14 protein-coding genes and 1 other annotated feature are annotated in these 26,012 nt (G+C 45.8%); of the genes, 8 read left to right on the top strand and 6 right to left on the bottom strand.

The genetic code is table 11. The annotated features are described in order from the left end of the window. Positions 1 to 18: 18 nt before the first annotated feature. The 3 genes from gltB (L9Q39_RS11750) to gltB (L9Q39_RS11740) form a co-directional block, all read right to left on the bottom strand. Positions 19 to 4,482: a glutamate synthase large subunit gene (gene gltB / locus L9Q39_RS11750; RefSeq protein WP_237485226.1), complete on the bottom strand. Its 4,464-nt coding sequence runs from the start codon at positions 4,480 to 4,482 to the stop codon at positions 19 to 21. Between the two features lie 289 nt (positions 4,483 to 4,771). Next, positions 4,772 to 6,241, bottom strand: a complete 1,470-nt coding sequence (locus L9Q39_RS11745) for a glutamate synthase subunit beta (protein ID WP_237485225.1) — start codon at positions 6,239 to 6,241, stop codon at positions 4,772 to 4,774. Position 6,242: 1 nt separating this feature from the next. Continuing rightward, positions 6,243 to 10,778 carry a glutamate synthase large subunit gene (gene gltB, locus L9Q39_RS11740; protein WP_237485224.1) on the bottom strand — a complete coding sequence of 1,512 codons (4,536 nt, stop codon included), beginning with the start codon at positions 10,776 to 10,778 and terminating at the stop codon, positions 6,243 to 6,245. 544 nt (positions 10,779 to 11,322) lie between these two features. Here gltB (L9Q39_RS11740) and mnmL point away from each other — a divergent pair. From mnmL to L9Q39_RS11720, 4 genes are all read left to right on the top strand, one after another. Then, complete coding sequence (mnmL, locus tag L9Q39_RS11735; RefSeq protein ID WP_237485223.1) at positions 11,323 to 12,261, top strand: tRNA modification radical SAM protein MnmL/YtqA; 939 nt, start codon at positions 11,323 to 11,325, stop codon at positions 12,259 to 12,261. A gap of 67 nt (positions 12,262 to 12,328) precedes the next feature. Beyond that, positions 12,329 to 14,686 (top strand): aerobic respiration two-component sensor histidine kinase ArcB, encoded by a 2,358-nt coding sequence (gene arcB, locus L9Q39_RS11730; RefSeq protein ID WP_237485222.1) that lies wholly within the window; start codon positions 12,329 to 12,331, stop codon positions 14,684 to 14,686. Continuing rightward, positions 14,683 to 15,147: a hypothetical protein gene (locus L9Q39_RS11725; RefSeq protein ID WP_237485221.1), complete on the top strand. Its 465-nt coding sequence runs from the start codon at positions 14,683 to 14,685 to the stop codon at positions 15,145 to 15,147. Before arcB ends, L9Q39_RS11725 begins: the two co-directional genes overlap by 4 nt. Before the next feature lie 334 nt (positions 15,148 to 15,481). Beyond that, positions 15,482 to 16,423 (top strand): polysaccharide lyase family 7 protein, encoded by a 942-nt coding sequence (locus L9Q39_RS11720; protein ID WP_237485220.1) that lies wholly within the window; start codon positions 15,482 to 15,484, stop codon positions 16,421 to 16,423. Between the two features lie 373 nt (positions 16,424 to 16,796). On the opposite strand, the gene arcA is transcribed toward L9Q39_RS11720, so the two are convergent. Then, on the bottom strand, positions 16,797 to 17,513 hold the full coding sequence (gene arcA / locus L9Q39_RS11715; RefSeq protein ID WP_237485219.1) for a two-component system response regulator ArcA: 717 nt from the start codon (positions 17,511 to 17,513) through the stop codon (positions 16,797 to 16,799). 497 nt (positions 17,514 to 18,010) lie between these two features. Between arcA and L9Q39_RS11710 the strand changes: the two genes are divergently transcribed. Further along, the gene (locus tag L9Q39_RS11710; RefSeq protein ID WP_237485218.1) at positions 18,011 to 18,493 is read left to right on the top strand and encodes a putative 4-hydroxy-4-methyl-2-oxoglutarate aldolase; all 483 of its coding nucleotides are present in this window, start codon (positions 18,011 to 18,013) and stop codon (positions 18,491 to 18,493) included. 23 nt (positions 18,494 to 18,516) lie between these two features. Here L9Q39_RS11710 and L9Q39_RS11705 read toward each other — a convergent pair whose 3' ends face one another. After that, positions 18,517 to 19,002 carry an outer membrane protein gene (locus tag L9Q39_RS11705; protein WP_237485217.1) on the bottom strand — a complete coding sequence of 162 codons (486 nt, stop codon included), beginning with the start codon at positions 19,000 to 19,002 and terminating at the stop codon, positions 18,517 to 18,519. Between the two features lie 474 nt (positions 19,003 to 19,476). Continuing rightward, positions 19,477 to 19,592, top strand: a sequence feature (Thr leader region). Positions 19,593 to 19,619: 27 nt separating this feature from the next. Between L9Q39_RS11705 and thrA the strand changes: the two genes are divergently transcribed. Genes thrA through thrC form a run of 3 tightly spaced genes read left to right on the top strand, consistent with a single transcriptional unit; the run spans position 19,620 to position 24,323 of the window. Then, positions 19,620 to 22,079, top strand: a complete 2,460-nt coding sequence (gene thrA / locus L9Q39_RS11700; RefSeq protein WP_237485216.1) for a bifunctional aspartate kinase/homoserine dehydrogenase I — start codon at positions 19,620 to 19,622, stop codon at positions 22,077 to 22,079. A gap of 1 nt (position 22,080) precedes the next feature. Continuing rightward, positions 22,081 to 23,043: a homoserine kinase gene (thrB, locus tag L9Q39_RS11695; RefSeq protein WP_237485215.1), complete on the top strand. Its 963-nt coding sequence runs from the start codon at positions 22,081 to 22,083 to the stop codon at positions 23,041 to 23,043. Beyond that, positions 23,040 to 24,323, top strand: a complete 1,284-nt coding sequence (thrC, locus tag L9Q39_RS11690) for a threonine synthase (RefSeq protein ID WP_237485214.1) — start codon at positions 23,040 to 23,042, stop codon at positions 24,321 to 24,323. Before thrB ends, thrC begins: the two co-directional genes overlap by 4 nt. A gap of 115 nt (positions 24,324 to 24,438) precedes the next feature. Here the strand turns inward: thrC and L9Q39_RS11685 are convergent, their stop codons facing one another. Further along, complete coding sequence (locus L9Q39_RS11685; protein ID WP_237485213.1) at positions 24,439 to 25,929, bottom strand: carbon starvation CstA family protein; 1,491 nt, start codon at positions 25,927 to 25,929, stop codon at positions 24,439 to 24,441. Positions 25,930 to 26,012: the final 83 nt, after the last annotated feature.

The following is a 26,012-nucleotide window of genomic DNA, read 5'->3' as shown; positions in this document are numbered from 1 at the left end:
AATATTGGCTCCTTCCAATTATTGCGCTTGAACACGCAGCTCTGCAGCGCTTCGGCTCTGATGCCCTAATAGGGTGTTGAGATCCGCAGCTTTCGGTTTCACCAAATAGAACTTTGGAATCCATTGATCAAAGTTCGCCAATATCTCTTCTGCGTGAATAGATTGAGTTGCCGTTAGGTGTTCATCAATCAGGCCGCGTAAATGTTCTTGATGGATGTAGAGTTGGGATAAGGAAATCGCTTCTACCGACTCGTTATTCACTCTGCCAGAAAAATTATCATTACTGTCCATGATATAGGCAAAGCCGCCAGTCATACCGGCACCAAAGTTCACGCCGGTTGCGCCTAAAATAGCCACGATACCGCCGGTCATATATTCACAAGCATTGTCGCCGGCTCCTTCAATAACCGCGATAGTTCCTGAGTTGCGCACCGCAAAACGTTCGCCAGCGCTACCGGCTGCAAACAGTTTGCCCCCCGTTGCGCCATATAAGCAGGTATTACCAATGATGCTGGCTTCATTGCTTCTATAAGCCGTGCCAACATGAGGCTTGATCGCAATCACGCCCCCCGCCATGCCTTTACCCACATAGTCATTGGCATCGCCCGTCAGCGTGATTTCTACACCCCCCGCATTCCATACGCCGAGCGATTGACCCGCCGTGCCATTAAGATGCAGTTTGATTGGCGAGCTCACCAGTCCTTGATTACCGTAGCGTTTGGCAATTTCACCAGACAACCTAGCGCCAATCGAACGATCGGTGTTTTTGACATCGTAGAAGTAGCTCGATGTGGTTTGGCTATTCACGGCATCTAGGGCTTCATCAACAATTTTTTGGTTCAATTCCCCTTTATCAAACGGATGATTGGGTTCAGTCCAATAAACGGGCGCATTAATCGGTGAGATGGGTTGCTCAAGGATAGGCGAGAGATCCAGTTTAGCCTGCTTGGCACTGAACCCTTCCAATGCGGTTAACAGGTCAGTGCGTCCAATTAAGTCGGTTAATTGCTTCACACCTAACTCGGCGAGTAACCCTCTTACTTCATTGGCAAGACCGGTAAAATAGTTGACGACCATCTCAGGAAGCCCTTTGAAATACTCTTTTCTCAAGGTTTCATCTTGGGTCGCAACACCCGTTGCACAGTTGTTGAGATGGCAAATACGTAAGAATTTGCATCCCATTGCGACCATCGGCGCAGTACCAAAACCGAAACTTTCCGCGCCCAATATTGCCGCTTTTACCACATCTAAGCCTGTTTTTAGTCCACCGTCGACTTGTAAGCGGATCTTGTGTCTTAGATTATTGGCAACTAAGGCTTGTTGGGTTTCGGCAAGACCTAACTCCCATGGGCAACCAGCATACTTAACGGAGGTCAGCGGGCTCGCTGCTGTACCGCCATCATATCCAGAGATAGTGATTAGGTCGGCATAGGCTTTAGCCACGCCTGTGGCAATCGTACCGACGCCGGGCTCTGAGACCAGTTTGACGGAAACCAAAGCCTCTGGGTTGACCTGCTTGAGGTCAAAAATAAGCTGTGCTAAATCTTCAATGGAATAAATATCATGGTGTGGAGGCGGAGAGATAAGAGTGACGCCTTGCACCGAGTAGCGTAATTTAGCGATCTCCGCCGTGACTTTATGCCCCGGTAATTGACCGCCTTCTCCCGGCTTGGCACCTTGAGCGACCTTTATCTGCAATACATCGGCGTTAGCGAGGTAGTGAGGGGTAACCCCAAATCGACCCGAAGCAATTTGCTTGATGCGAGAGTTGCGATGGGTACCAAAGCGACGCGGATCTTCCCCACCTTCACCTGAATTAGAGTAACCCCCAAGTTGATTCATCGCCATGGCCAAGGCTTCATGGGCTTCAGGGCTTAACGCACCAATTGACATTGCCGCGGAATCAAACCGTTTGAAGAGCTCGCTGTTGGGTTCAATTTGCTCTAACGGCAGTGGCTGAGCCGCTTTATTTAAACGGAGTAGATCACGTAGCATGGCAACTGGACGATCATTCACTTGCTTAGCATAGCTTTGATAATCGTTACTTTCGCCCGATTTAACGGCTTGTTGGAGCGTGCTCACGACATCGGGGTTATAAGCGTGATACTCACCATTGTGAACATATTTAAGTAAACCCCCATGTTCAAGCGGCTTGCGTGCCGTCCATGCGGTTCGAGATAAGTTAAATAAATCTTGCTGGAAGTCATCAAAATTTGCGCCTTGAATCCGCGTTGTCACCCCCTCAAAGCAGAGGTCGACCACATCATTATGCAGACCGACTGCCTCAAACAATTGTGAACAGCGATAGGAAGCGACCGTTGAGATCCCCATTTTAGACATGATCTTATACAGACCTTTATTGATGCCAATTTGGTAATTTTGCATCGCTTTGCGATAGCTATGTTTAAGTGCGCCACTATCGATTAACTTGCCCAGCACTTCATAGGCGAGGTAAGGGTAGATGGCGGTAGCACCAAACCCGAGCAGCACAGCAAACTGGTGCGGATCTCGTGCTGCTGCGGTTTCGATAACAATGTTGGCATCGCAGCGCAGATTGGCTTTAGCCAGTCGAGTCTGAACCGCTCCAACCGCCATCGCGGCGGGAATGGGAAGGCGATCTTTCACTAATGCTCGATCAGATAAAATAAGAATAACCGTGCCTTTTTGTACCACCTCTTCCGCGCGATCACATAAGTCGATAATGGCTTGTTTTAGATCCTGTTTGTGTGGATCGTAGTTAATGTCTAAGAGGGTATTCTGATAATGTTGCCCTGTTAGCCCTAAGAGTTGCTGCATATCGGAATAAAGCAGGATAGGACTATCGAACGTTACCCTATGGGCGTGGCCATCGGTTTCATTAAATATATTCATCTCTTGCCCCATGCTGGTGGCAAGGGACATGACGTGTTTCTCTCTTAATGGGTCGATAGGTGGGTTGGTCACCTGCGCGAACTTTTGACGGAAATAGTCAGTCACTAAACGCGCTTTTGACGACAGCACCGCCATTGGGGTGTCGTCCCCCATAGAGCCTACCGCTTCTTGACCAAGGTCGGCCAACACTTGCAAGACTTGCTCTATCTCCTCATTGCTCATCGCAAACTGTTTTTGATAGGTTTTTAATTGCGAGTCATCAAAACTGCGTTCACCAACTTGGGCGTCCGGTAGCAGATCAAGCGGTGTGAGTTTATGAACATTGTGTTCCATCCACTGACGATAGGGGTGGCGACTTTTTAGATCGTTGTCGATCTCTGAAGAGTGCCAAACCTTGCCCAGCTTAGTATCGATAACCAATAATTCGCCTGGACCGACTCGACCTTTTTCTGCCACCTCATCGGGAGCGTAATCCCAGATCCCCACTTCCGAAGCAAGGGTAATCAGTTTGTCTTTGGTAATCACATAGCGAGCCGGGCGTAAGCCGTTGCGGTCAAGGTTACAAGCCGCATGTCGTCCATCGGATAACACGATCCCCGCCGGACCATCCCATGGTTCCATATGTTTGGAGTTAAAGTCATAGAAGGCTTTCAGATCCTCATCCATATCGGGATGATTTTGCCATGCTGGCGGCACTAACATTCTCATGGCTCTGAAAATATCCATACCGCCCGCGAGGAACAGCTCTAACATGTTGTCGAGGTTGGATGAATCTGAGCCGGATTCATTGACAAATGGCGCAGCTGATTGCAAATCTGGCAGGAGAGGCGAAGCAAATTTGTAACCCCTTGCTTTTGCCCATTGTCGGTTGCCCTCAATGGTGTTGATCTCTCCGTTGTGGGCGAGATATCGGAAAGGCTGAGCCAATGGCCAACGAGGTTGGGTGTTGGTTGAGAAACGCTGGTGGAATAAGCAGATCGCTGACTCCATACGGAGATCGGCAAGATCGAGATAGAAGCGCGGTAGATCCGCGGGCATACATAGCCCTTTATAAACGATCACTTGTGTCGATAAGCTGCAGATATAGAAGTTGTCGTCATCGGTAATACGTTTTTCAATTCGTCGTCGTGCAATATAGAGGCGACGTTCGATATCTTGCTGACGCCAACCCGCGGGAGCGGAGACAAAAAACTGGACAATATTAGGAACCGATTGTTTAGCGATCGGACCGAGGACATCGCTATTGGTTGGTACATCTCGCCAACCGGAAATCGAGAGCGTTTCTTGTGATAGCTCTTGCACTATGATGTCTTTAGCCGACTGTGCTTTGACGGGATCGGGTGAAAGAAACAGCATGCCGACGGCATATTGCTTGCCAAGATTCCATTGGTTATCAGCGGCGAGTAATCGAAAATAAGAGTCTGGTTTTTGCAGTAGCAAACCGCAGCCATCACCGGTTTTTCCGTCAGCAGCGATGCCTCCGCGGTGTGTCATGCGATCCAGTGCCGAAATGGCCGTTCTGACTAATTTATGGCTAGGTTGACCTTCGGTATGTGCAATCAGACCGAAGCCACAGTTGTCTTTTTCAAGACTCGGATCGTAAAGAGCCATTGCCTTTCTCCCTCTCAACTTGCTGTCATCCTGACAGTAATAGACTGGTTTTTTTATAGTTTTAATGGTTGGTTAGATGAATTACCACCGTTTATTAACATTTTATCTTTATTAAAATATCTTTGGTGTTACAAATTATCCTTTGTGTGGTCAAAGATCAAGCATTGAGGGAGGGGCAGTTGAAGGATCAAAAGAGGCTTTTCATTGCGGATAAAAAAGGCCAGCTAAAAAAGCTGGCCAAATATGGAAGGAAAATTATTGATTACTTATCGATGTAATCATTTGTTATTTAGGCTGATAGCATTAAAGAATTAGCTTTAGCTTCAAGGTTGGTGTTGCCCATTAGGTAGCTATCGATAGCACGAGCACATTCACGACCTTCGTTGATACAACGAACCACCAGTGACTGACCTGTGCGCATATCGCCGGCTGCGAAGACACCTTCTTGGTTGGTTTGGAACTCTTGAGTCGCCACGTTGCCACGCTCATCAAGGGCAATATCAAGTTGTGCTAAGACACCGGTTGGTTCTGGGTGTAAGAAGCCCATTGCTAGGAACGCCATATCACATGGGATAACACGTTCGCTGCCTGCAACTTCTTCAAACGATGGGCGCTCACCAGGAGCGGCATCTTTCCAGACGATATCTGCAATACGAAGACCGGTGACTTCACCTTTATCGTTGCCGATAAACGCTTTGGTCAGAATGTTCCAGTGACGTTCACAACCCTCTTCGTGAGACGTTGTGGTCTTCATAATCATTGGATATTGCGGCCAAGGCATGTTTGCAGGACGCTTCTCTGGTGGAATCGGCATGATCTCAACCTGAGTGACGCTTTTCGCGCCATGGCGGTTAGAAGTACCCACGCAGTCAGAACCGGTATCACCACCACCGATAACCACAACGTGTTTATCGGCAGCGTGGATTTCTTCACCTTTTAATTCCATGTCGTTGGCACGGCGGTTATTTTGCGCTAGAAATTCCATCGCAAAGTGGACGCCTTGTAGTTCACGACCTGTAACAGGAAGATCACGAGGAACGGTAGAGCCGCCAGTTAGAAGCACTACATCGTGTTCTTGACGTAGTTGCTGTGCGTTAACGTCAACGCCGATGTGAGCATTAACCACAAAGTTAACGCCCGCTTCCGCCATAAGGTTGATCTTACGGTCAATAACATCCATGCCTAGTTTGAAGTCAGGGATACCAAAACGCAGCAGACCACCGACTTTTTCGTCACGCTCGTACACGGTCACATGGTGACCAGCACTGTTCAGTTGCTCTGCAGCCGCAAGACCAGCTGGACCACTACCGATAATCGCCACCGATTTACCGGTGCGAGAACGCGGTGTTTTTGGTTTCGCGTAGCCTTCGCGGTATGCCGTCTCAACGATGGTTTTCTCGATGTTACAGATAGTGATTGGATCTTGGTTGATACCCAGTACACAAGCACTTTCACACGGAGCTGGACAAACACGTCCAGTAAACTCGGGGAAGTTGTTCGTGGTACTTAGGATATTCCAAGCTTCTTCCCAACTATCACGGAATACCGCGTCGTTAAACTCTGGGATGATGTTGCCGATTGGGCAACCGTTATGACAAAACGGCACACCACAATCCATACAACGAGATGCTTGAGTATTGATTTTGTCGCCAAACTCTTCGTTTAGCACAAATTCTTTGTTGTTTTGAATACGCTCAGATGGTTCGATCTTACCTGGTAGTTCACGACCATGCTCTAAAAATCCAGTAGGCTTACCCATTTTATACGGCCTCCACTTCTTTTTGTTGCTCAGCTTTGCGTTTCTCTAGTACCGCTTTGTAGTCACGAGGCATAACTTTAACCATTGCGCCAAGGTTTGCTTCAAAGTCAGCTAGGAAAGACTTAGCAACTTCACTTCCTGTGAATTCAACCTGCTTAGTGAGCATGTCATGCAGCAAGTCTTTGTCTTCTTGTTCAATCGGATCAAGGTCCACGAGTTCAGCGTTCAGTTTGCTTTCGAAGTCACCGTCACGGTTCCATACATAAGCCACACCGCCACTCATACCAGCAGCAAAGTTTCTGCCTGTAGAGCCAAGAATCACAGCCACACCGCCAGTCATGTACTCACAACCGTGGTCACCAACGCCTTCAACAACAACTTTGGCGCCTGAGTTACGAACACAGAAGCGCTCGCCAGCGAGACCGCGGATGTAAGATTCACCAGAGGTTGCACCGTAGAAACATACGTTACCAACCACGATGTTATCTTCCGCTACAATCGAAGATTTCGCATCTGGATAAAGCACTAGCGTACCGCCAGATAGACCTTTACCCCAGTAGTCGTTGGCATCGCCTTCCACTTCAAACTTCACGCCTTTAGCAAGGAAAGCACCAAACGATTGACCCGCACTACCGTAGAACTTAACGTTCATTGGCTGTGGTAGACCTTGGTCTTGGTAAACCTTAGAAATTTCGTTCGACAACATAGTACCCGCACTGCGGTCAGTGTTGACGATTGGGAATTCTGCGCTTACCGCTTCACCACGTTCAAGAGCCGGTTGCGCGGCTGCAATGAGCTTGCGGTCTAGCACTGACTCTAGGTTATGGTTCTGTTTAGTCTGGTTGTAGATACCATCTTCTGCACGAGGCTTCTCAATGAATAGCACCGGAGATAGATCAAGGTTCTTATACTTCCAGTGAGTCTCATCTTGACGTACACGCAGTTTGTGCGATTGACCAATCATCTCATCGATGGTTTTAAAGCCAAGCTCAGCCATGATTTCACGTAGACCTTCAGCCATATAGGTGAAGAAAGTCACCACGTCTTCAACACGACCGTCAAAGCGTTCACGTAGCGTCTTGTTCTGGGTTGCAATACCGACTGGGCAAGTGTTCTTGTGACACTTACGCATCATGATACAGCCTTCAACAACCAATGCGGCTGTAGCTACACCCCACTCTTCGGCACCTAAAAGTGTCGCGATAGCGATGTCACGAGGTGTCTTCATCTGACCATCTGCTTGAACAACGATACGGTTACGTAGACCATTCTTCAGTAGCGTTTGGTGCGTTTCTGCCAAGCCAAGCTCCCAAGGAAGACCTGTGTGGCGAATCGATGAAATAGGTGATGCACCTGTACCACCGTCATAGCCTGCAATCAGAACAACGTCAGCTTTTGCTTTAGCGACACCGGAAGCGATAGTACCAACGCCCGCTTCTGATACCAATTTAACGTTTACACGACCTTCGCGGTTGGCGTTTTTCAGATCGTAGATCAGCTGAGCCAAATCTTCGATTGAGTAAATATCATGGTGTGGCGGTGGAGAAATCAAGCCAACTCCTGGAGTGGAGTGACGAGTGGCACCGATCCAGTCATCAACTTTATCACCGGGTAGCTGACCACCTTCGCCTGGCTTCGCACCTTGTGCCATCTTGATCTGAATTTCATCAGAGTTGGTTAGGTAGTATGACGTCACACCGAAGCGACCAGATGCGACCTGTTTGATCGCTGAACGCTCAGAGTCACCGTTTTCTTTTGGTGTGAAACGAATTGGGTCTTCACCACCTTCACCAGAGTTCGACTTAGCACCAAGGCGGTTCATCGCAACTGCCAGTGTTGAGTGCGCTTCGTACGAAATAGAACCGAATGACATTGCACCAGTGGCAAAGCGCTTAACGATGTTCTCGATTGGCTCCACTTCTTCTAGTGGAATGGAACCCGCTGGGTTTTTCACAAACTCAAGTTGGCTACGAAGGGTAACGGCTTTGCTACCTTGCGCGTCAACTTCGCTTGCGTATTGCTTAAACTGATCAAAGTCTTTGTTGCGTGTTGATTGTTGCAGCAGAGAAATAGTTTCTGGGTTGAACAGGTGTTTTTCGCCACGCTGTTTCCACTGGTAAACCCCACCCACATCTAGGACTTGAACTGGGATTTCGCGAGTCGGGTAACCCGTGCGGTGACGGACCAGAACTTCTTTGGCGATGTCATCCAGAGTTAAACCTTGGATACGGCTGACGGTGCCAGTGAAGTATTTCTCAACCACAGATTTGCTAATACCCAGCGCTTCAAAAATCTGCGCACCGTGATAAGACTGTAGCGTAGAGATACCCATCTTAGAGAAGATCTTCAACAGACCGCCGTTGACACCTTTGCGATAGTTATCGAAGTAAGTATCCACCGACACTTCTGCGTCCAGCTTCTTGATGCGCTGTAGTTCAACGATCGTTTCCGTGACTAGGTATGGGTTAACCGCGTTAGCACCATAGCCGACTAAAGTGGCAAAGTGGTGAGTTTCACGAGCGTCACCGGTTTCTACCACAATACCGCATTTAGCACGAAGACCTTTACGGATTAGGTGGTGGTGAACCGCACCCACAGCAAGCATCGCTGGGATAGAGGCGTGGTTGGAGTTTACGGCACGGTCAGTCAGTAGAATGATAGAGTAACCGTCATTCACTGCGTCTTCTGCATATTGGCAGATACGTTTCAGTGCACGTTCCAGCTTACCTTCGTCTTCACTTGCTTGGAAAACGATATCTAGTGTTTTCGCTTGTAAGTGCTCGTTATCAATCGCACGCAGCTTTTCTAGCTCGGCGTTAGAGATAACAGGCGACTCAAGTTCTACTTTACGACAGTGAGCAGGAGACTCTGCAAGCAGGTTCTGATCCTTACCGATGTAAGTGTTCAGAGACATAACCATACGCTCACGAATCGGGTCGATAGGCGGGTTAGTGACCTGAGCAAACAGCTGCTTAAAGTAGTTTGATAGATGTTGAGACTGGTGAGACAGTACCGCAACCGGCCAGTCAGCACCCATTGAACCTAACGGCTCATAGGCTGTTTTGGCAAGCGGAAGAATGATCTCATTCACTTCTTCGCTGCTCACACCAAACGAAAGCTGTCTGTGCAGTAGACGCTCTGGAGAAGGTTGGCTGTGGACGTTATCCGCCTCTGGAAGAGACTTAAGGCTAAGTAGGTTCTCTTCGACCCATTTCTCATAAGGTTGCGCGTTGGCGATATCGTCTTTGACTTCTTCATCAGAGATGATGCGACCTTGTTCTAGATCGGCAACAAAGATACGACCTGGCTGTAGACGACCACGGTATTCGACATTTTCTGGTGCAATATCAACCACACCAGATTCAGAAGCCATCACTAGGAAGTCATCTTTGGTCACAGTATAACGAGATGGACGTAGACCATTACGGTCAAGGGTTGCACCCACTTGAACACCATCGGTAAAACATACCGACGCGGGACCGTCCCATGGTTCCATGATACTGGCGTGATATTGATAGAACGCACGACGTTTTGGATCCATGTTTTTATTTTCTTGCCACGCTTCAGGAATCATCATCATAAGAGCATGTGGCAGGGTGCGGCCAGATAGAACGAGAAGTTCTAATACCATGTCAAAGTTAGAGGAATCTGAACTGCCTTCTTGGCAGATCGGTAGCAGCATATCCACTTCAGCTTTCGTGAATAGGCTAGATTCTAGAATTGCTTCACGCGCTTTCATCCAGTTAAGGTTACCGCGAACGGTGTTGATTTCACCGTTGTGAGCAATATAACGGAAAGGCTGCGCTAGACGCCATTTAGGGAAAGTATTGGTAGAGAAACGCGAGTGAACTAGGGCCAAGGCTGTGACCATAGTTGGGTTTTGCAGGTCTAAGAAGTATTGAGGAACCTGCTCAGTTGTTAGCTGACCTTTATAAACCAGAGTTTTGTATGACATTGAGTTGATGTAGAAATCATCACCAATGTTAGACACACTCTCTAGGCAAACACGCACCGTATAGTTACGAAGTACATACAGTTTGCGCTCAAGTTCTTCTGGAGTTGTACCGGCAGGACCACTGATAAATACATGCTCGAATTGTGGCTCTGTACTGAGTGGATCTGCGCCGATCATAGAGTTATCGGTTGGCAAAACACGGTAACCAATGACTTCAAGATCAAGACGGCGAGCGTTACGCTCTAAAATGTCTCGGCATTGAGCGCGTTTGTGTTCATCTTTAGGGAAAAGAACAACACCGACGCCGTACTTTTCAAAAGATGGCAGTTTAATTCCTGCCTTTACCGCTTCTTCTAGTAAAAACTCATGAGGTTTTTGCAGTAAGATACCAGCACCATCACCGCTACATGGATCGCAACCTTGTCCGCCACGGTGTTCCATACGAGCTAGCATATCGAGGGCTTGGGTCACTACTTCATGCGATTTACGGTTTTTTAGGTGAGCAACGAAACCGATACCACAAGCATCATGCTCCAATTCTGGAGTATACAGACCTTGTGTACTCTGCTCTCTATCTACCATAGATACTTCCTTCCAGTTAAATCTAGACACTGAACATGGTATTCATACATGAATCCGACTTGTTAGTGTCTTGTCCTTTGTAATTTTGATTCTTGACTGCCAGAGGGGGCAGTGTTCGAGTCCTTTCTGCATCTCGCGGGAAATGTAGTGCGAGAAAAACAATCCTTAGTGATATTTCATGACTTTTATTCACTATGTAGTGAATTATGTTGGTGGGAGTGAAATATCAACTATTAACTGACTAATTCATGCTGAACTTTGACGTCAAATCCAGCAGAATTGTGTAAGTATCCTACAATTTTGTGATGTGTAATTCCAACGAAACTTACCTTTGTTAAGTATTTTTTTTTGAGTGTATTGCATGACAAATATAACAAACCGGCAACACTTGCGCTTTTTCTGGTTATTTTTTGCATATTTATTGATTTTGGATAATCCAAATGTCAATTTGCACTGATAGCCTTGCCGACCGCTTTTTGCAGGGATGTAATTAAGTTTCAGAATCTAGATTGAGATTCATTCTTATTTATTGGGTTATAAAGATATGCAATTACATGAGTTGGTCAATACCATCGGGCAAGATTTGCAGCGTCGCTATGGTGAGAAAGTCCATAAGTTGACTTTGCATGGTGGCTTTAGTTGTCCAAACCGAGACGGCACGATTGGTCGTGGCGGTTGCACCTTTTGTAATGTCGCCTCCTTTGCCAATGAAGAGACTCAAATCCAATCCATTCATGATCAGCTCACCGATCGTGCGGGTGAAGTAAAGAGAGCGAAAAAGTATTTGGCTTACTTTCAGGCTTACACCAGTACTTACGCTGAAGTACAAGTTCTCAAAAATATGTATGAAGAAGCCCTCAAATATGCTGACATTGTTGGGCTATGCGTGGGAACGCGTCCTGACTGTGTGCCAGATTCTGTCCTTGAATTATTGTCTGGCTATGTTCAGCAAGGCTATGAGATTTGGCTAGAACTCGGTCTACAAACCGCCAACAATAATACGTTAAAACGAATCAATCGTGGTCACGACTTTGAAGTTTATGACCAGATCACTCGACGTGCGAGAGCGTTGGGCATTAAGGTTTGTACTCATTTGATCGTGGGTCTTCCCAATGAAACCAAACACGATAACCTACAGACATTAGAAAAGGTGCTGGAAACAGGTACGGACGGTATCAAACTTCACGGCTTGCATATTGTCGAGGGCAGCACCATGGCGAAAGCGTGGCGCGCGGGTCGTCTAGAGGCGCCAACACTAGAGTTCTATTTAGACGTGGCGAGTGAAATGATTCGCCGAACTCCCGCTGAGATTGTCTTTCACCGAGTGTCTTCTTCTGCAAGGCGACCGACACTTCTTTCCCCTCTGTGGTGTGAAAACCGATGGTTAGCCATGACGGAATTGGGGCGCTTGCTAACAGAGCAGGGCGCACAGGGCTCAGTCATCGACAATCCATTTATTTATCACAAACCCATCCTCAAATAGTACGCGATTCGTGTATCCCCTTTGCCTTGGTGCTAAACTGGGCGAAGTTGTGATACACGGAGTGCACATGAAGCCCATCAAAAATCTCGCCCAGTACTATGTCGACCTTCTGGTCAAATTGGGCATTGTTCGATTCTCTATTCTTCTCGCTCTTGCCTTAGTCGCGCTGGCGGTTGTCGTACAAGTCGCCATTACCTTGGTGTTAAAAGGCAGTGTCGATAATCTTGATCTTGTCCGTTCCGTATTTTTTGGTTTATTGATAACACCTTGGGCGGTTTACTTTCTTTCCGTGGTGGTTGATCAGTTGGAAGAGTCTCGTCAACGTCTGGCTAAAATGGTGTCTAAGCTTAAAGATATGCGCGCCCGCGACCATGAGTTGAATATTCAGTTGCAACAAAACATCACTAAGCTCAATCAAGAGATAGAAGAACGCCAAAAAGCAGAGGAAGCGAGAGAAGAGGCGATGAATGATCTCGAAACCGAAGTGTATCAAAGAGAGCGCACTCAGGTTGAGTTAGCAGAGCGTACCGCGCTACTCCGCTCTTTTATTGATGCGTCTCCAGATTTGATCTATTACCGCAACGCAGAGGGTGTGTTCTCGGGGTGTAATAAAGCAATGGAAGAATTGACGGGTAAGAAAGAGAAACAACTTGTCGGCCTAACCCCGTGGGAAGTGTATTCGGAAGAAGTGGCAAAGCAAGTGGTTGAAACTGACCGTGAGGTGATGACCAATAACGTCGCCATGACTTATGAACAATGGTTAGATTATCCTGATGGCAGCAAGTACTACTTTGAGTTGCGTAAGGTGCCTTTTTATAGCAAGGATGGTCGTCACCTTGGCTTGGTGGGTTTTGGTCGAGATATTACAGAAAGAAAACAGAACCAAGAATCCTTGGAAAAGGCCAGCCGAGACAAAACCACCTTTATTTCAACCATTAGCCATGAGCTACGCACGCCGTTGAATGGCATTGTGGGTCTTAGTCGCATGCTATTGGATAGTCCGCTCAACACAGAGCAACGCAAGCAAATGCAAACCATCAATGTGAGCGCTGTGACCTTAGGGAATATCTTTAACGATATTATTGATATGGATAAGTTTGATCGTCGAAAACTTGAACTGTTTCCAGAACCCCTTAACTTTGAAGACTTTGTAGTTGAAATTGAAAACCTATCGGCGCTTATGGCCGAGCAGAAAGGGTTGCGGTTTGATCTTGAACGTCTGACTGACTTACCTAAAGGGATCATGGTGGATGCGACTCGTTTGCGCCAAGTGATTTGGAACTTGGTGAGCAACGCCGTTAAGTTTACCAAGCAGGGTGGCGTGGTGATGACGGTCAGCAGTGATATCGAAGACGACCAAGCCCACATTACCATGGAAATCGAAGATACCGGTGTGGGTATTCCTCAAGCTGAGTTGGAAAAGATCTTCGCGATGTATTATCAAGTGAAATCTTCCAGCGACAATTTGCATGCGGTTGGAACCGGAATCGGTTTAGCGGTTTCCCAACAGCTGATTCAAATGATGAATGGCGATATTGCCGTCGACAGCGAAGAGGGCTTTGGCAGTACGTTTACCGTAAACATTCAAGTCCCTTACGTGCCGGAATACGAGTTGGAACAGTCGGGTGTGCCAGCGACGACATCGAGTTTAAATATCTTCCTTTTGGAAGACATAGAACTCAATGTCACCGTCGCTTGTTCATTGCTGGAGAGCTTAGGACATACCGTCACGGTTGCCATGACAGGTCAAGAGGCGCTTGATACGTTTGAACCAGAGCGCTTCGATCTGGCTTTGCTTGATATTCAGTTGCCAGACATGACAGGTTTTGATGTTGCGAATCGTCTGAGAGAGCAGTACACAACCCTGCCACCGTTAGTGGCTTTAACCGCCAATGTACTAAAAGATAAGAATGAGTATCTTGTTAAAGGGATGGACGAAGCATTAAGTAAGCCTCTTAACGTCAAAGCATTATCTGAAGTGTTGAATCAGTTTTTTGTTGCCGATAAAACCCAAGCAGTCGCTAAGCTACCAGAGAGGTTGCCGTCTAATGATGTCAATGCGGCGCTATTTAGCCGATTACTCGATCTCGATATGCTAGATTCCTACGTGGATATTGTTGGCACCGCACCCGTGTATGACAACATTAAAATGTTTGTAGAGTTGATGCCAAGCTATTTAGATATCCTAGACTCTAATATGGTGGCAAGAGATCAGGCTGGCATCGCTTCTGAAGCCCATAAGATAAAAGGAGCGGCGGGTTCTGTTGGATTAAAACACATTCAGTCCGTTGCTCAAAAAGCCCAATCACCAGAAATGCCCGCTTGGTGGGAAAATATTGATGATTGGGTCGAAGAGATAAAAAATGAATATCAACACGATGTTGATGTATTAAAAATATGGCTAGAAAGTAAGGGAAATAAATGAAAAAAATAATTTCTGCCGCACTGTTTTCAGCAGTTTTGATGGGTTGCTCGGTATCTCATGACAGTTCAACTTGGCAAGCTAATAATGCGGCTTCTATCGCGACTCAAACCGTCAAATTAGAATCAAATCTTTGGATTGATTTGATGCCTCAAATTGGTCAAAGCATGCCATTAACCAAAGAGCAGAATCTACATGGCGCATTAAACCTGACGTCACCGCAACAGTTACCAGCAGAAATGGATGTTTCACAAGTGGTACTTAAGCAAGCTGATAATACCTGGGAGTTGGATAGTAAGGATTTTGACTTACGAAACCATTCGGAAACACATTGGGAAATCGCATTTAAATGGCAAGTCAATGTGAATAGTACCGCGCCGGTTGATGTTGCGGTTCAATTGGTGAGTGGCAGTGATAAGGTGTGGGTTGCCAACAAGCAAGTGACAATTGATACGGTATACTAAGTTTTGTTGAGAGGTCTTGTTGCATTGTGACAAGACCTTTTGCGTTTTCAGCCATCAATTTTTTGTCATTGCTCGTACAAAATCGCGGTAAAGGGCGTTTTCTACCCGTTGTTATTATTTCAGTTTGTAATTATGTCGCTCAATACATTGCATTGCCCTTAAAGTGATTGCTTTAAATTACCAAAATATCAACTGGTTAGCGTTGATTCTTGCTTTAATACACATCTCATTTCCTTATGTCACACTTAGTAATAATCCATATCACATACAAAATATAGCGTGTTCAATTAACATATTTGTCATACATAACAATTGTGTTGTTTAGGATACTTATATGAATACTTTCAATAAAATCGCCATTGGCGTTCTTTCTACCTTCGCCGCATCTTCAGTTATCGCAGCTCCTGCACCAAAGGATGTACTCGATCTTAGTTGCTGGAAAGTGACACTGCCTGTTTCGCTAACGGGTGGAGACAAACCTACTGAGTTTGAAGAAAAAGAGATTGCTGGGGGAGCTCAGCATCCGGAGTATTTCTATGTTAATGAAGCTGGAGATGGTGTGGTATTCCGCTCTCCGGTTTCTGGTGTGAAAACCTCAGAAAACACGAAGTATATTCGTACCGAACTTCGTCAAATGATGCGCTGTGGCGATACCTCGGTTAAGACTCGTGGCACCAACCAGAATAACTGGGTCTTTGGTTCTGCTCCTGAAGAGGACCAAAAGAAAGTCGGTGGAGTTAATGGACGTTTAGAAGTCACCATGTCGGTTGATGAAGTGACAACAACAGGCGTTGATTGGCAGCAGGGTCGTGTCATTATCGGTCAAATTCACGCGCCAAAAGATGAACCGATTAAAGTTTACTATCGCAAACTTCCTCACCACGAAACAGGTTCTATTTGGTTTAATATTGAACCTGACCGCCGTTCAGGTCTAAAAGATGGCGACATTACTTTCCCAGTTCTTGGATCAACAAAACCAAACTACTGGCGAAATGGTGAGAAAAATACCCCTAAATCTTTTGATGACGGTATTGCACTGGGTGAAAAGTTCTCTTATGCCATTGATGTTCAAGACAGCATTCTGACGTTTGAGCTTTATCAGGAAGGCCAAGATGCTCGCAAGGTTTCAGTGGATTTAGATATTTATGGTGTAAGCCTAAAAGATAGCTGGAACTACTTCAAAGCGGGAGTCTATGTTCAGAATCGTACGGGTGAAGCTGACGACTATACTGCTGCCACTATTTACGACTTAAAAGTCACTCACGATAAGAAGTAGCAAGACAACTAATAGCAGAGATAGGTATAGAGACTAACAGCAGTAGTTACACCCTTCGCTACTCCTGTTAGCGCTCAATACTACTCTATATTGTTTACTAGCTGCCACCCAGACCTTGTCTTAACAGACAAGGTCTTTTTTATGGCTGTAGGTAAGCAAGCTTTCGGTTTCTTTGAATCGATGATACGGATTCCGTCTCTTGAACATATGCCGTTGGCATTAGTCTGTTCAGTTTTCGACGATACAAAAAAATCCGAGTGCGCTATTCACACTCGGATTTGGAATTTGTTCTTGGACGGCAAAGCTACTTACTTAGCGCTTACTAGATGGATACCAATAGTAATGCATCTATTTTCTGTCGCTGAGCAAGCAATTATTGCTCTAAGTCACCACAGAAGCGGTAGCCTTCACCGTGGATCGTCGCAATGATTTCTGGTGTACCAGACACTGATTCAAAGTGCTTACGGATACGGCGAATTGTGACGTCAACAGTACGGTCATGTGGCTTAAGCTCACGACCTGTCATCTTCTTCAGTAGATCAGCACGTGTTTGGATCTTGCCTGGGTTTTCACAGAAGTGCAGTAGAGCACGGAATTCCGAACGTGGTAGCTTATAGCTATCACCTTCAGGGCTAACTAGTGAGCGGCTATTGATATCCAATACCCAACCGTTGAACTCATACTTTTCTACACTACGCTTTTCTTCTTGAGTACTGCTTGCGTTCATTGAACGGCTTAGCAGGTTGCGAGCACGGATAGTCAGTTCACGTGGGTTGAACGGCTTAGTAATATAGTCGTCAGCACCAATTTCTAGACCTAAGATCTTGTCAACTTCGTTGTCGCGACCAGTTAAGAACATAAGCGCAACGTTAGCTTGTTCACGTAGTTCGCGAGCCAACAGAAGACCATTCTTACCTGGTAGGTTAATATCCATGATTACAAGATTAACAGAGTTTTCTTGCATAACCTGATGCATTTCTTGGCCGTCGCTTGCTTCAAACACAGCGTAGCCTTCCGCTTCAAAAATACTTTTCAGGGTGTTACGTGTTACTTGCTCATCTTCAACAATAAGAATCTGCGGGCTTTGCATTAGCGATACCTAAATTTAACGGGTGATAATTCTGTCTATAGTAGAATAAATGTTAGGCAAAAAGTTAACGTATAGGTAATGTTTTATGAAATGTTATACCAACGATCATAGAAACACTCTACTTCGTTACGCCGTTATCCATGATGTTGCCAAAAGCGAGAAATCCTTTGAGTCTCTGATTATTCTGCTATCTATTTGACGCGGATTCTACAATGTTAACACCATGCTAACAATGGTCAAATGTTAATTCAGAATACTTTCTTGATTTAAATCAAGCGCTATGCCATAGAAGCTTAACCATAATCAAGTAGGGACTCTATATTAACAGGCTAATTTTTATTTCATTAACCTAAATGATAGACGCAATGTTGGTTAATGTTTAGTCTTAAGCTCGCTGACTTAGCCTAGTTTTTAGAGTAGGAACGATAATTTAGGATTAACGTTTTAAAGATAAATGATTAAATAACAATGGATTATAGCTTGCACAAGGAGAGAAGATGAGTGATTTAACCCCAGATATTTGTGATAAATATGAAGATAAAGTAACGCTATTATCTTTGCCATTGAGTAATTTTGGTCAAAGAGATGCCTTTTGGGGACAGGTTGTTACGGTGCGCTGCTATCAAGATAATTCAAAGGTGCGTGAAACTCTGCAACAAGAAGGCAAAGGTAAGGTGTTAGTCGTGGATGGTAATGGGTCTTGTGCTTACGCATTACTCGGTGACCAACTTGCGATGATGGCGGCTGAAAATCACTGGGAAGGGATTATCATTAATGGAGCAGTGCGAGACGTTGCCATGCTATCGCAGATCGACATAGGCGTGAAAGCCATAGGAACATGCCCATTTAAAACGGAAAAGAAAGGGGCGGGAGAGCAACAGGTTTCTTTGTGTATCAATCGACAGTTGATTCAGCCTGGGCAATATGTCTATGCCGATTGGAATGGCGTGCTTATCTCAGATCACTTGCTAGAAGTGTAATTGGGTGATCGTTTCAAATTGGCTTAGAAGCGAAAACCTAAGCCAACCTCAACCCCTTGTTGGATTTTATGAAAGTCAAAAGTGGCGTGGACATCAAGGTTGTCAGAAATTTTAACTCGACTGGAAATTTCTGCCGCCATACCATCGTGAGTTGTTTCTTTATCTTCGTATTGGTAGCCGCGCAGAGAGCTTTTGACTGAAACACGTTCTGATACCTTGTAGCTGACGCCGCTCAAAAATCCATTATTTGTCGAACTTTCAGCGTTATCAAGACGTGCACCAATATAGATATCAAGGGATTCATGGATGGAGTATGAGTAGCCACTGTCTATCGTCCATACTTCAAACTGCTCAGAGTTGGTTTGAGTATCTGAATACATAAAGAATTTATGCGGCGACACTTCATCTTTAGAGTGGAGAGAAGGTAACTCTGTGGCGTAAGTTGACGAGCATACACAAAGCAGCATGAGCCACAGTATCTTTTTACAAACTGCTTGTATTGCCTCCATATCACCACTCCTTTGTTTTATTTGTTTTTTTATTTTCTACACAATCATAGTCTAGTCACTATAAATTAAAAAGTTATTGTTGTTTATATAGCGAATTGTTATTTACTTATAGCTAAGGTGCTTAAAGGCAAGTAATCACAGTATAATGATGGAACCTCAGCGGCTTAGTTTGTTGAGATGCCGACAATATGATTAATGCCTCCAGAGTCTTGTCGATATAAAAAGTCATTTTGAATTATACAGTTACCGATACGTTACTTTTGAACTATTTTACAGTCAGTGATACTAATTATTTATCACGCTGCGATTGAGTTATTTATACGAGCATCGGTAGCTAAAACGACGACTTTGAATAAAAAAATGTATAAAACCCAAGAAAAGTACATTTTTTGATTGACTAGCTTAACATAAATAAGGTAAACGTAGTGTTAAGCACATCAAGGATTAATGAAAGCACCATGGACCACTGCCTCCGCACAGTAATCACCACCACGATTATTATTACCGACATGACCATTGTTGGGGCGGCCTGGTAGACGAAATAAATTCAAAAACAAGGCCTGTATCCCCAAGATACGGGCCTTTTTTTTACCTGTTTTGAGCATTTGGAGGAAAGGATGCGAGTATTAAAATTTGGAGGTTCGTCGTTGGCGGATGCTGATCGTTTTTTACGAGCGGCAGATATTATTGCTAACAACGCCCAGCAGGAAAATTTGGCTGTCGTTCTATCGGCACCGGGCAAAACAACCAATAAGTTGGTTGCGATTATTGAAGCGGCTCTTAGCAACAATGAGGTAGAGCTGCAAATTTCAGAATTAGAAACATCGTTTAATCAATTGTTTTCTGATATCGCACAATTGGTGCCAAATATTGAACGAACGGATTTTGACAATCAGGTCAAAACCTCTTTATTCCAATTGCACCAATTTATCCACGGTATTCGTTTGCTCGGTACCTGTCCTGACCACGTCAATGCTCGCATTATTTCTAAAGGCGAACGTGTCTCGATTCAATTGATGAAAGCGGTATTGATTGCAAAAGGTCAGCCGGCTGAGTTGATTGACCCAGTGCAGTATCTGTATGCCAAAGGCAGTCACTTAGAAGCCATGGTTGACGTTGAGGTATCAACGCTTAACTTCCAAGCGCATCCGCTTCAAGATGGTGTTGTGCATATTATGCCAGGCTTCACTGCGGGTAATGATAAAGGCGAATTGGTCACTCTTGGTCGTAATGGTTCTGACTACTCAGCCGCTGTACTTGCCGCCTGTTTGCGTGCCGACTGCTGTGAAATCTGGACCGACGTAGACGGAGTTTATAACTGCGATCCGCGCTTAGTGGATGATGCTCGCCTGTTGAAATCACTTAGCTACCAAGAAGCGATGGAGCTTTCCTATTTTGGTGCCTCAGTTCTGCATCCAAAAACCATCGCACCGATTGCTCAATTCCACATTCCTTGTTTAATTAAAAACTCATTTAACCCTCAGGGAGCCGGGACGCTCATCGGTCAAGACACCGGTGAAGATAACCTGCCGATTAAAGGGATTACTACACTCTCCAACCTTATCATGGTTAACGTCTCCGGTCCGGGGATGAAAGGCATGGTTGGCATGGCAAGTCGCGTATTTAGTGCCATGTCTTCTGCGGGCGTATCGATTGTGCTGATTACTCAATCCTCATCTGAGTACAGTATCAGCTTCTGTATCGAAGAAGAGGACAAGCTTAACGCCGAGCGTGTACTCGCCGAAGAATTTGAGCTTGAGTTGAAAAACGGCTTGCTAGAGCCAGTTGAATTTATGGATGACGTTGCCATTGTCACTCTTGTTGGTGATGGTATGCGAACCTCTCGCGGTGTTGCCTCTCAGTTCTTTATGTCTCTGGCTCAGGTTAACGTCAATATTGTTGCCATTGCTCAAGGCTCCTCAGAGCGTGCTATTTCTGCGGTTATCCCAGAAGATAAAATCTCTGAAGCGATCAAGGCGTGTCATGAGAACCTATTTAACTCCAAGCACTTCCTTGACGTATTTGTTGTCGGTGTCGGTGGCGTTGGTGGTGAGTTGGTTGATCAAATTGAAAGACAGCAAGCGAAACTGGCCCAGAAAGGCATCATTATTCGAGTCTGTGGTTTAGCAAACAGCAAAGGCGTATTGCTAGACGGTAAAGGTCTGCCGCTTGAGCAATGGCGTGACCGCCTGGCGAATGTGTCAGAAAAATTCTCGGTGGCAAATCTATCGGCGGTGGTGCAGCGCAATCACATCATTAACCCAGTGCTTGTCGATTGTACGTCGAGTGAAGCGATTGCTAACCAATATACCGACTTCCTGTCTGCTGGTTTCCACGTCGTCACACCAAACAAGAAAGCCAATACCGCTAGCATGGCTTACTATCACCAATTGCGCGATGTGGCGCGTCATTCGCGTCGTAAGTTGATGTATGAAACAACCGTTGGTGCAGGTCTGCCAGTCATTGAAAACCTACAGAACTTAATTTCTGCTGGTGATGAATTAGAGAAATTCAACGGCATTCTTTCTGGTTCACTGTCGTTTATCTTCGGCAAGCTAGACGAAGGTTTAACATTAAGCCAAGCGACACAGATTGCGAAAGATAAGGGCTTTACTGAGCCAGATCCTCGCGACGATCTCTCCGGTATGGATGTGGCTCGTAAGCTACTTATATTGGCTCGTGAAGCGGGTATGGCGTTAGAACTTGAAGATGTTGAAGTCGATCAAGCATTGCCACCGGGCTTTGACGACAGCGGCAGTATCGAAGAATTTATGGCTCGACTGCCAGAAGCGGATGCTTACTTCAGTCAATTAATTGAAGACGCCGATAAAGAAGGCAAGGTATTGCGCTATGTTGGCGAAATCACCGATGGTAAATGTCGTGTGCACATTGCAGCCGTGGGTGAAGACGACCCAATGTTTAAGATCAAAGATGGTGAAAATGCACTTGCGTTCTATAGCCGATACTATCAACCGATTCCACTGGTGCTTCGAGGTTATGGTGCCGGCACAGAGGTCACCGCTGCTGGGGTATTCTCTGACGTGATGCGTACCTTGGGTTGGAAATTAGGAGTCTAAGATGAGCCAAAGTGTTGTTGTTTACGCGCCTGCTTCCATTGGTAATGTTAGCGTTGGATTTGACGTTCTAGGGGCCGCCGTGTCACCTATCGACGGTACTCGTCTAGGAGATTGCGTTGAAGTGAAGCTGGGTCAAGAACCTTTCACACTCGCCACCAAAGGCAGCTTTGTGAGTAAGCTGCCGACTGAGCCCAAAGAGAACATTGTTTACCAATGCTGGGTGGTATTTGCTCGTGAGTTGGATAAAAAAGGCCTTGAATTAAAGCCAGTTGCCATGACTCTTGAAAAAAATATGCCCATCGGCTCAGGTCTTGGATCGAGTGCTTGCTCAATTGTGGCGGCACTGGACGCACTGAATCAATTCCATAACAACCCGCTGTCTGAAATGGAGTTGCTGGCTTTGATGGGCGAGATGGAAGGTCAAATTTCCGGTGGTATCCATTACGACAATGTGGCACCTTGTTATCTGGGTGGTTTACAGTTGATGCTGGAACAACTCGGCATCATTAGCCAAGAAGTGCCATGTTTTGATGATTGGTATTGGGTCATGGCTTATCCAGGTATCAAGGTTTCGACTGCGGAAGCGCGAGAAATCTTACCTTCCCAGTACCGCCGCCAAGATATTATTGCTCACGGTCGCCATCTGGGTGGTTTTATCCACGCGTGCCATTCAGGTCAGCCTGAACTGGCGGCTAAAATGATCAAAGATGTTATCGCAGAACCATATCGTGCTAAGCTGCTCCCTGGTTTTGCTCAGGCAAGAGAATATGCCGAGACTGCTGGTGCATTAGCAACGGGGATCTCTGGCAGTGGACCAACCCTTTTTAGCATCTGTAAAGATAAAGATGTAGCAGAGCGCATTGCTCGTTGGTTAGAAGAAAATTACGTACAAAATAGTGAAGGATTCGTGCATGTTTGTCGCCTCGATAAGCAAGGCTCGAAATTAACAGGAAGTGAGCTATGAAGCTTTACAACATCAAAGAAAATGATGAACAAGTATCATTTGGCCAAGCCGTACGCCAAGGGCTAGGTCGTAATCAAGGTCTATTTTTCCCATCATCGCTGCCAAAATTTGACGATATTGATCAACTGTTGGCAGAAGATTTTGTGCCTCGCAGCGCCAAGATCTTATCTGCATTGATTGGAGACGAGTTGCCTGAAGAGAAAGTTCTAGAGATGGTTGATAATGCCTTTCAATTTGCTGCCCCTATCAAAGAGGTGAAAGCTGGCGTTTACGCACTGGAACTGTTCCACGGTCCAACCTTGGCATTCAAAGATTTTGGTGGCCGTTTTATGGCTCAATCTCTAGCCGCAGTGTCTGATGATGGCAAGATCACCATTTTAACCGCAACTTCTGGCGATACTGGCGCAGCCGTTGCTCATGCGTTTTATGGTATGGAAAACATCAATGTTGTGATTCTATATCCAAAAGGCAAGATCAGCCCTCTACAAGAGAAACTGTTCTGTACGCTAGGTAAAAATATTCATACTGTTGCCATCAATAGTGATTTTGATGCTTGCCAAGCTTTAGTTAAGCAAGCGTTTGATGACGAAGCGCTGCGTAAAGAGATCGGTCTTAACTCCGCAAACTCGATCAATATCAGTCGCTTGATGGCGCAGATCTGCTATTACTTCGAAGCTGCGTCTCAAATGACCAAACAGCAGCGTGAGAATTTAGTTATATCCGTACCAAGTGGTAACTTTGGTAACCTGACGGCGGGTCTATTAGCAAAAGCGTTGGGCTTGCCAATTAAACGCTTTATTGCCGCAACCAACGCCAACGATACGGTGCCTCGTTATCTGGAGACTGGCCAGTGGGATCCTAAGCCTACAGTAGCGACAACATCAAACGCGATGGATGTCAGTCAGCCAAACAACTGGCCTCGTATCGAAGAACTTTGCCAAATTAAAGAGTGGGGTCTAGATACACTCGGTAAAGGCGCAGTGACCGATGAACAGAGCGCAGAGTCGGTGCGTGAACTGTATAACGCCGGTTACTTGTGTGAGCCTCATGGAGCGATTGCTTACCGTGTTCTCGAACAACAACTGCAGCCAGGTGAAACAGGTCTATTCTTGTGTACTGCACACCCAGCTAAGTTTAAAGATGTGGTTGATGATGTGCTTGGAACCGATATTGAGCTTCCAGGTCCGCTCGCGAAACACGCAGTAATGGAACTGTTATCAGAAGAGTTGGATAACGATTTTGAAGCATTGAAGCAAGTGTTGCGTCGAGTTCAGCCATAATTGATTGATCAATACAGCATTGATTCTTAAATAGAAGAAAGCCCCCAAACAGTCGATGTTTGGGGGCTTTTTTTCACGTTATTGTTTTTATAAGTTTCTAGTTTCTATTAGTATCTTAGGCGTTTTTTACCTGCGATTTCGCTTCAGTTTCACGCTCTTCTGGAAGTTCTCTCTCGCCTTTGCCTTTAGAGATTCGAATCACGTAAGCGGTGATAGCCAGTGTTGTCACAATGCCGACTAGAGTCGAAATTTGCATTGGCAAGCCAAAGCCGAGCGAACTGTTGTTAAGAATGAAAGTAATACAGACCGTGGTCATAAACATCGCCGGAATCGTGGTGATCCAGTGCAGTTTATTATGGCGTAGCAAGTAAGCTGAAGCAGTCCAAAGCATCATCACCGCGGTTGACTGGTTAGCGAAACCAAAGTAACGCCAGATAATACCAAAGTCGACCTGAGTTAAAATGCCACCAAGAACGAACAGAGGCAGAGCCATGAGCAGGCGGTTACGCAGCGACTTTTGCTCCATATTGAAGTACTCCGCAAGAATGAGTCGGCTTGAGCGGAACGCGGTGTCACCCGAGGTAATCGGTAGAATCACCACACCAAGGAAAGCCAGAATGCCGCCAAACACACCCAGCAGACCAAAAGAGGCACTGTAAACCACGTTACCCGGTCCGCCATTTTTCACCGCTTCAGCTAAAGAGTCGATAGAGCCAAAGAAGGACAGAGCAAGCGCGCACCAGATTAGCGCAATCACACCTTCACCAATCATCGCCCCATAGAAGACAAAGCGACCGTTTTTCTCATTCTCCATACAACGCGCCATTAGTGGAGATTGAGTGGCATGGAAGCCAGAGATAGCACCGCAAGCGATAGTAATAAATAGAGCCGGCCAAAGCGGAAGATCGTTAGGGTTCATATTGGTAAACATATCACTGAACTGGAAATCACCCATGACGGTATGCTCACTCGATACGGCGACGGCGGTCATTAGACCGACAGACATAAAGATAAGCAGCGCACCAAATAGTGGGTAGAAGCGACCAATGATCTTATCAACTGGAACGATCGTCGCGATGATGTAGTAAGCAAAGATGATCACAACCATGGACGTCATCGTGATGGACATATCGAACTGATCGTTGACTAGATTAGTAATCATCCCTGCAGGTGCAGATACGAACACCACACCAACCAGTAACAGCAGAACAATGGCAAAGATATTCATAAAGTGTTTTGCGCCATTGCCCAAGTAGCGACCGGTAATCGACGGGACAGAAGCGCCACCATTTCTTACTGATAACATGCCTGAGAAGTAGTCATGCACCGCCCCTGCAAAAATACAACCGATCACGATCCAGAGCATTGCCGCAGGACCATATAACGCGCCCATAATGGGACCAAATATCGGACCAACGCCAGCAATGTTGAGGAGTTGTACTAAGTAAACCTTTTTGGTCGACATTGGCACATAGTCCACACCATCGGTTTTGGTGTAAGCCGGAGTTTGACGGTTAGCATTAATTCCAAACACCTTTTCAATAAAGGCGCCATAAATAAAGTAACCACCAATAAGAGCTGCAACGCAGGTTAAAAACCACAACATAGTTCTCTGTCCTTTTTAAGTGATATGTAAGTAAAAATTTCTGTGGTTAATTTTACTGGCTTGCGGTTGGTTTGATGGTGAGG

Origin of the sequence: Vibrio hippocampi (genome assembly GCF_921292975.1) — a bacterium.
Taxonomy (GTDB): Bacteria; Pseudomonadota; Gammaproteobacteria; order Enterobacterales; family Vibrionaceae; genus Vibrio; species Vibrio hippocampi.
The sequence above is the reverse complement of the archived record's forward strand: the minus strand, read 5'-3'. Positions and strand labels throughout refer to the sequence as shown.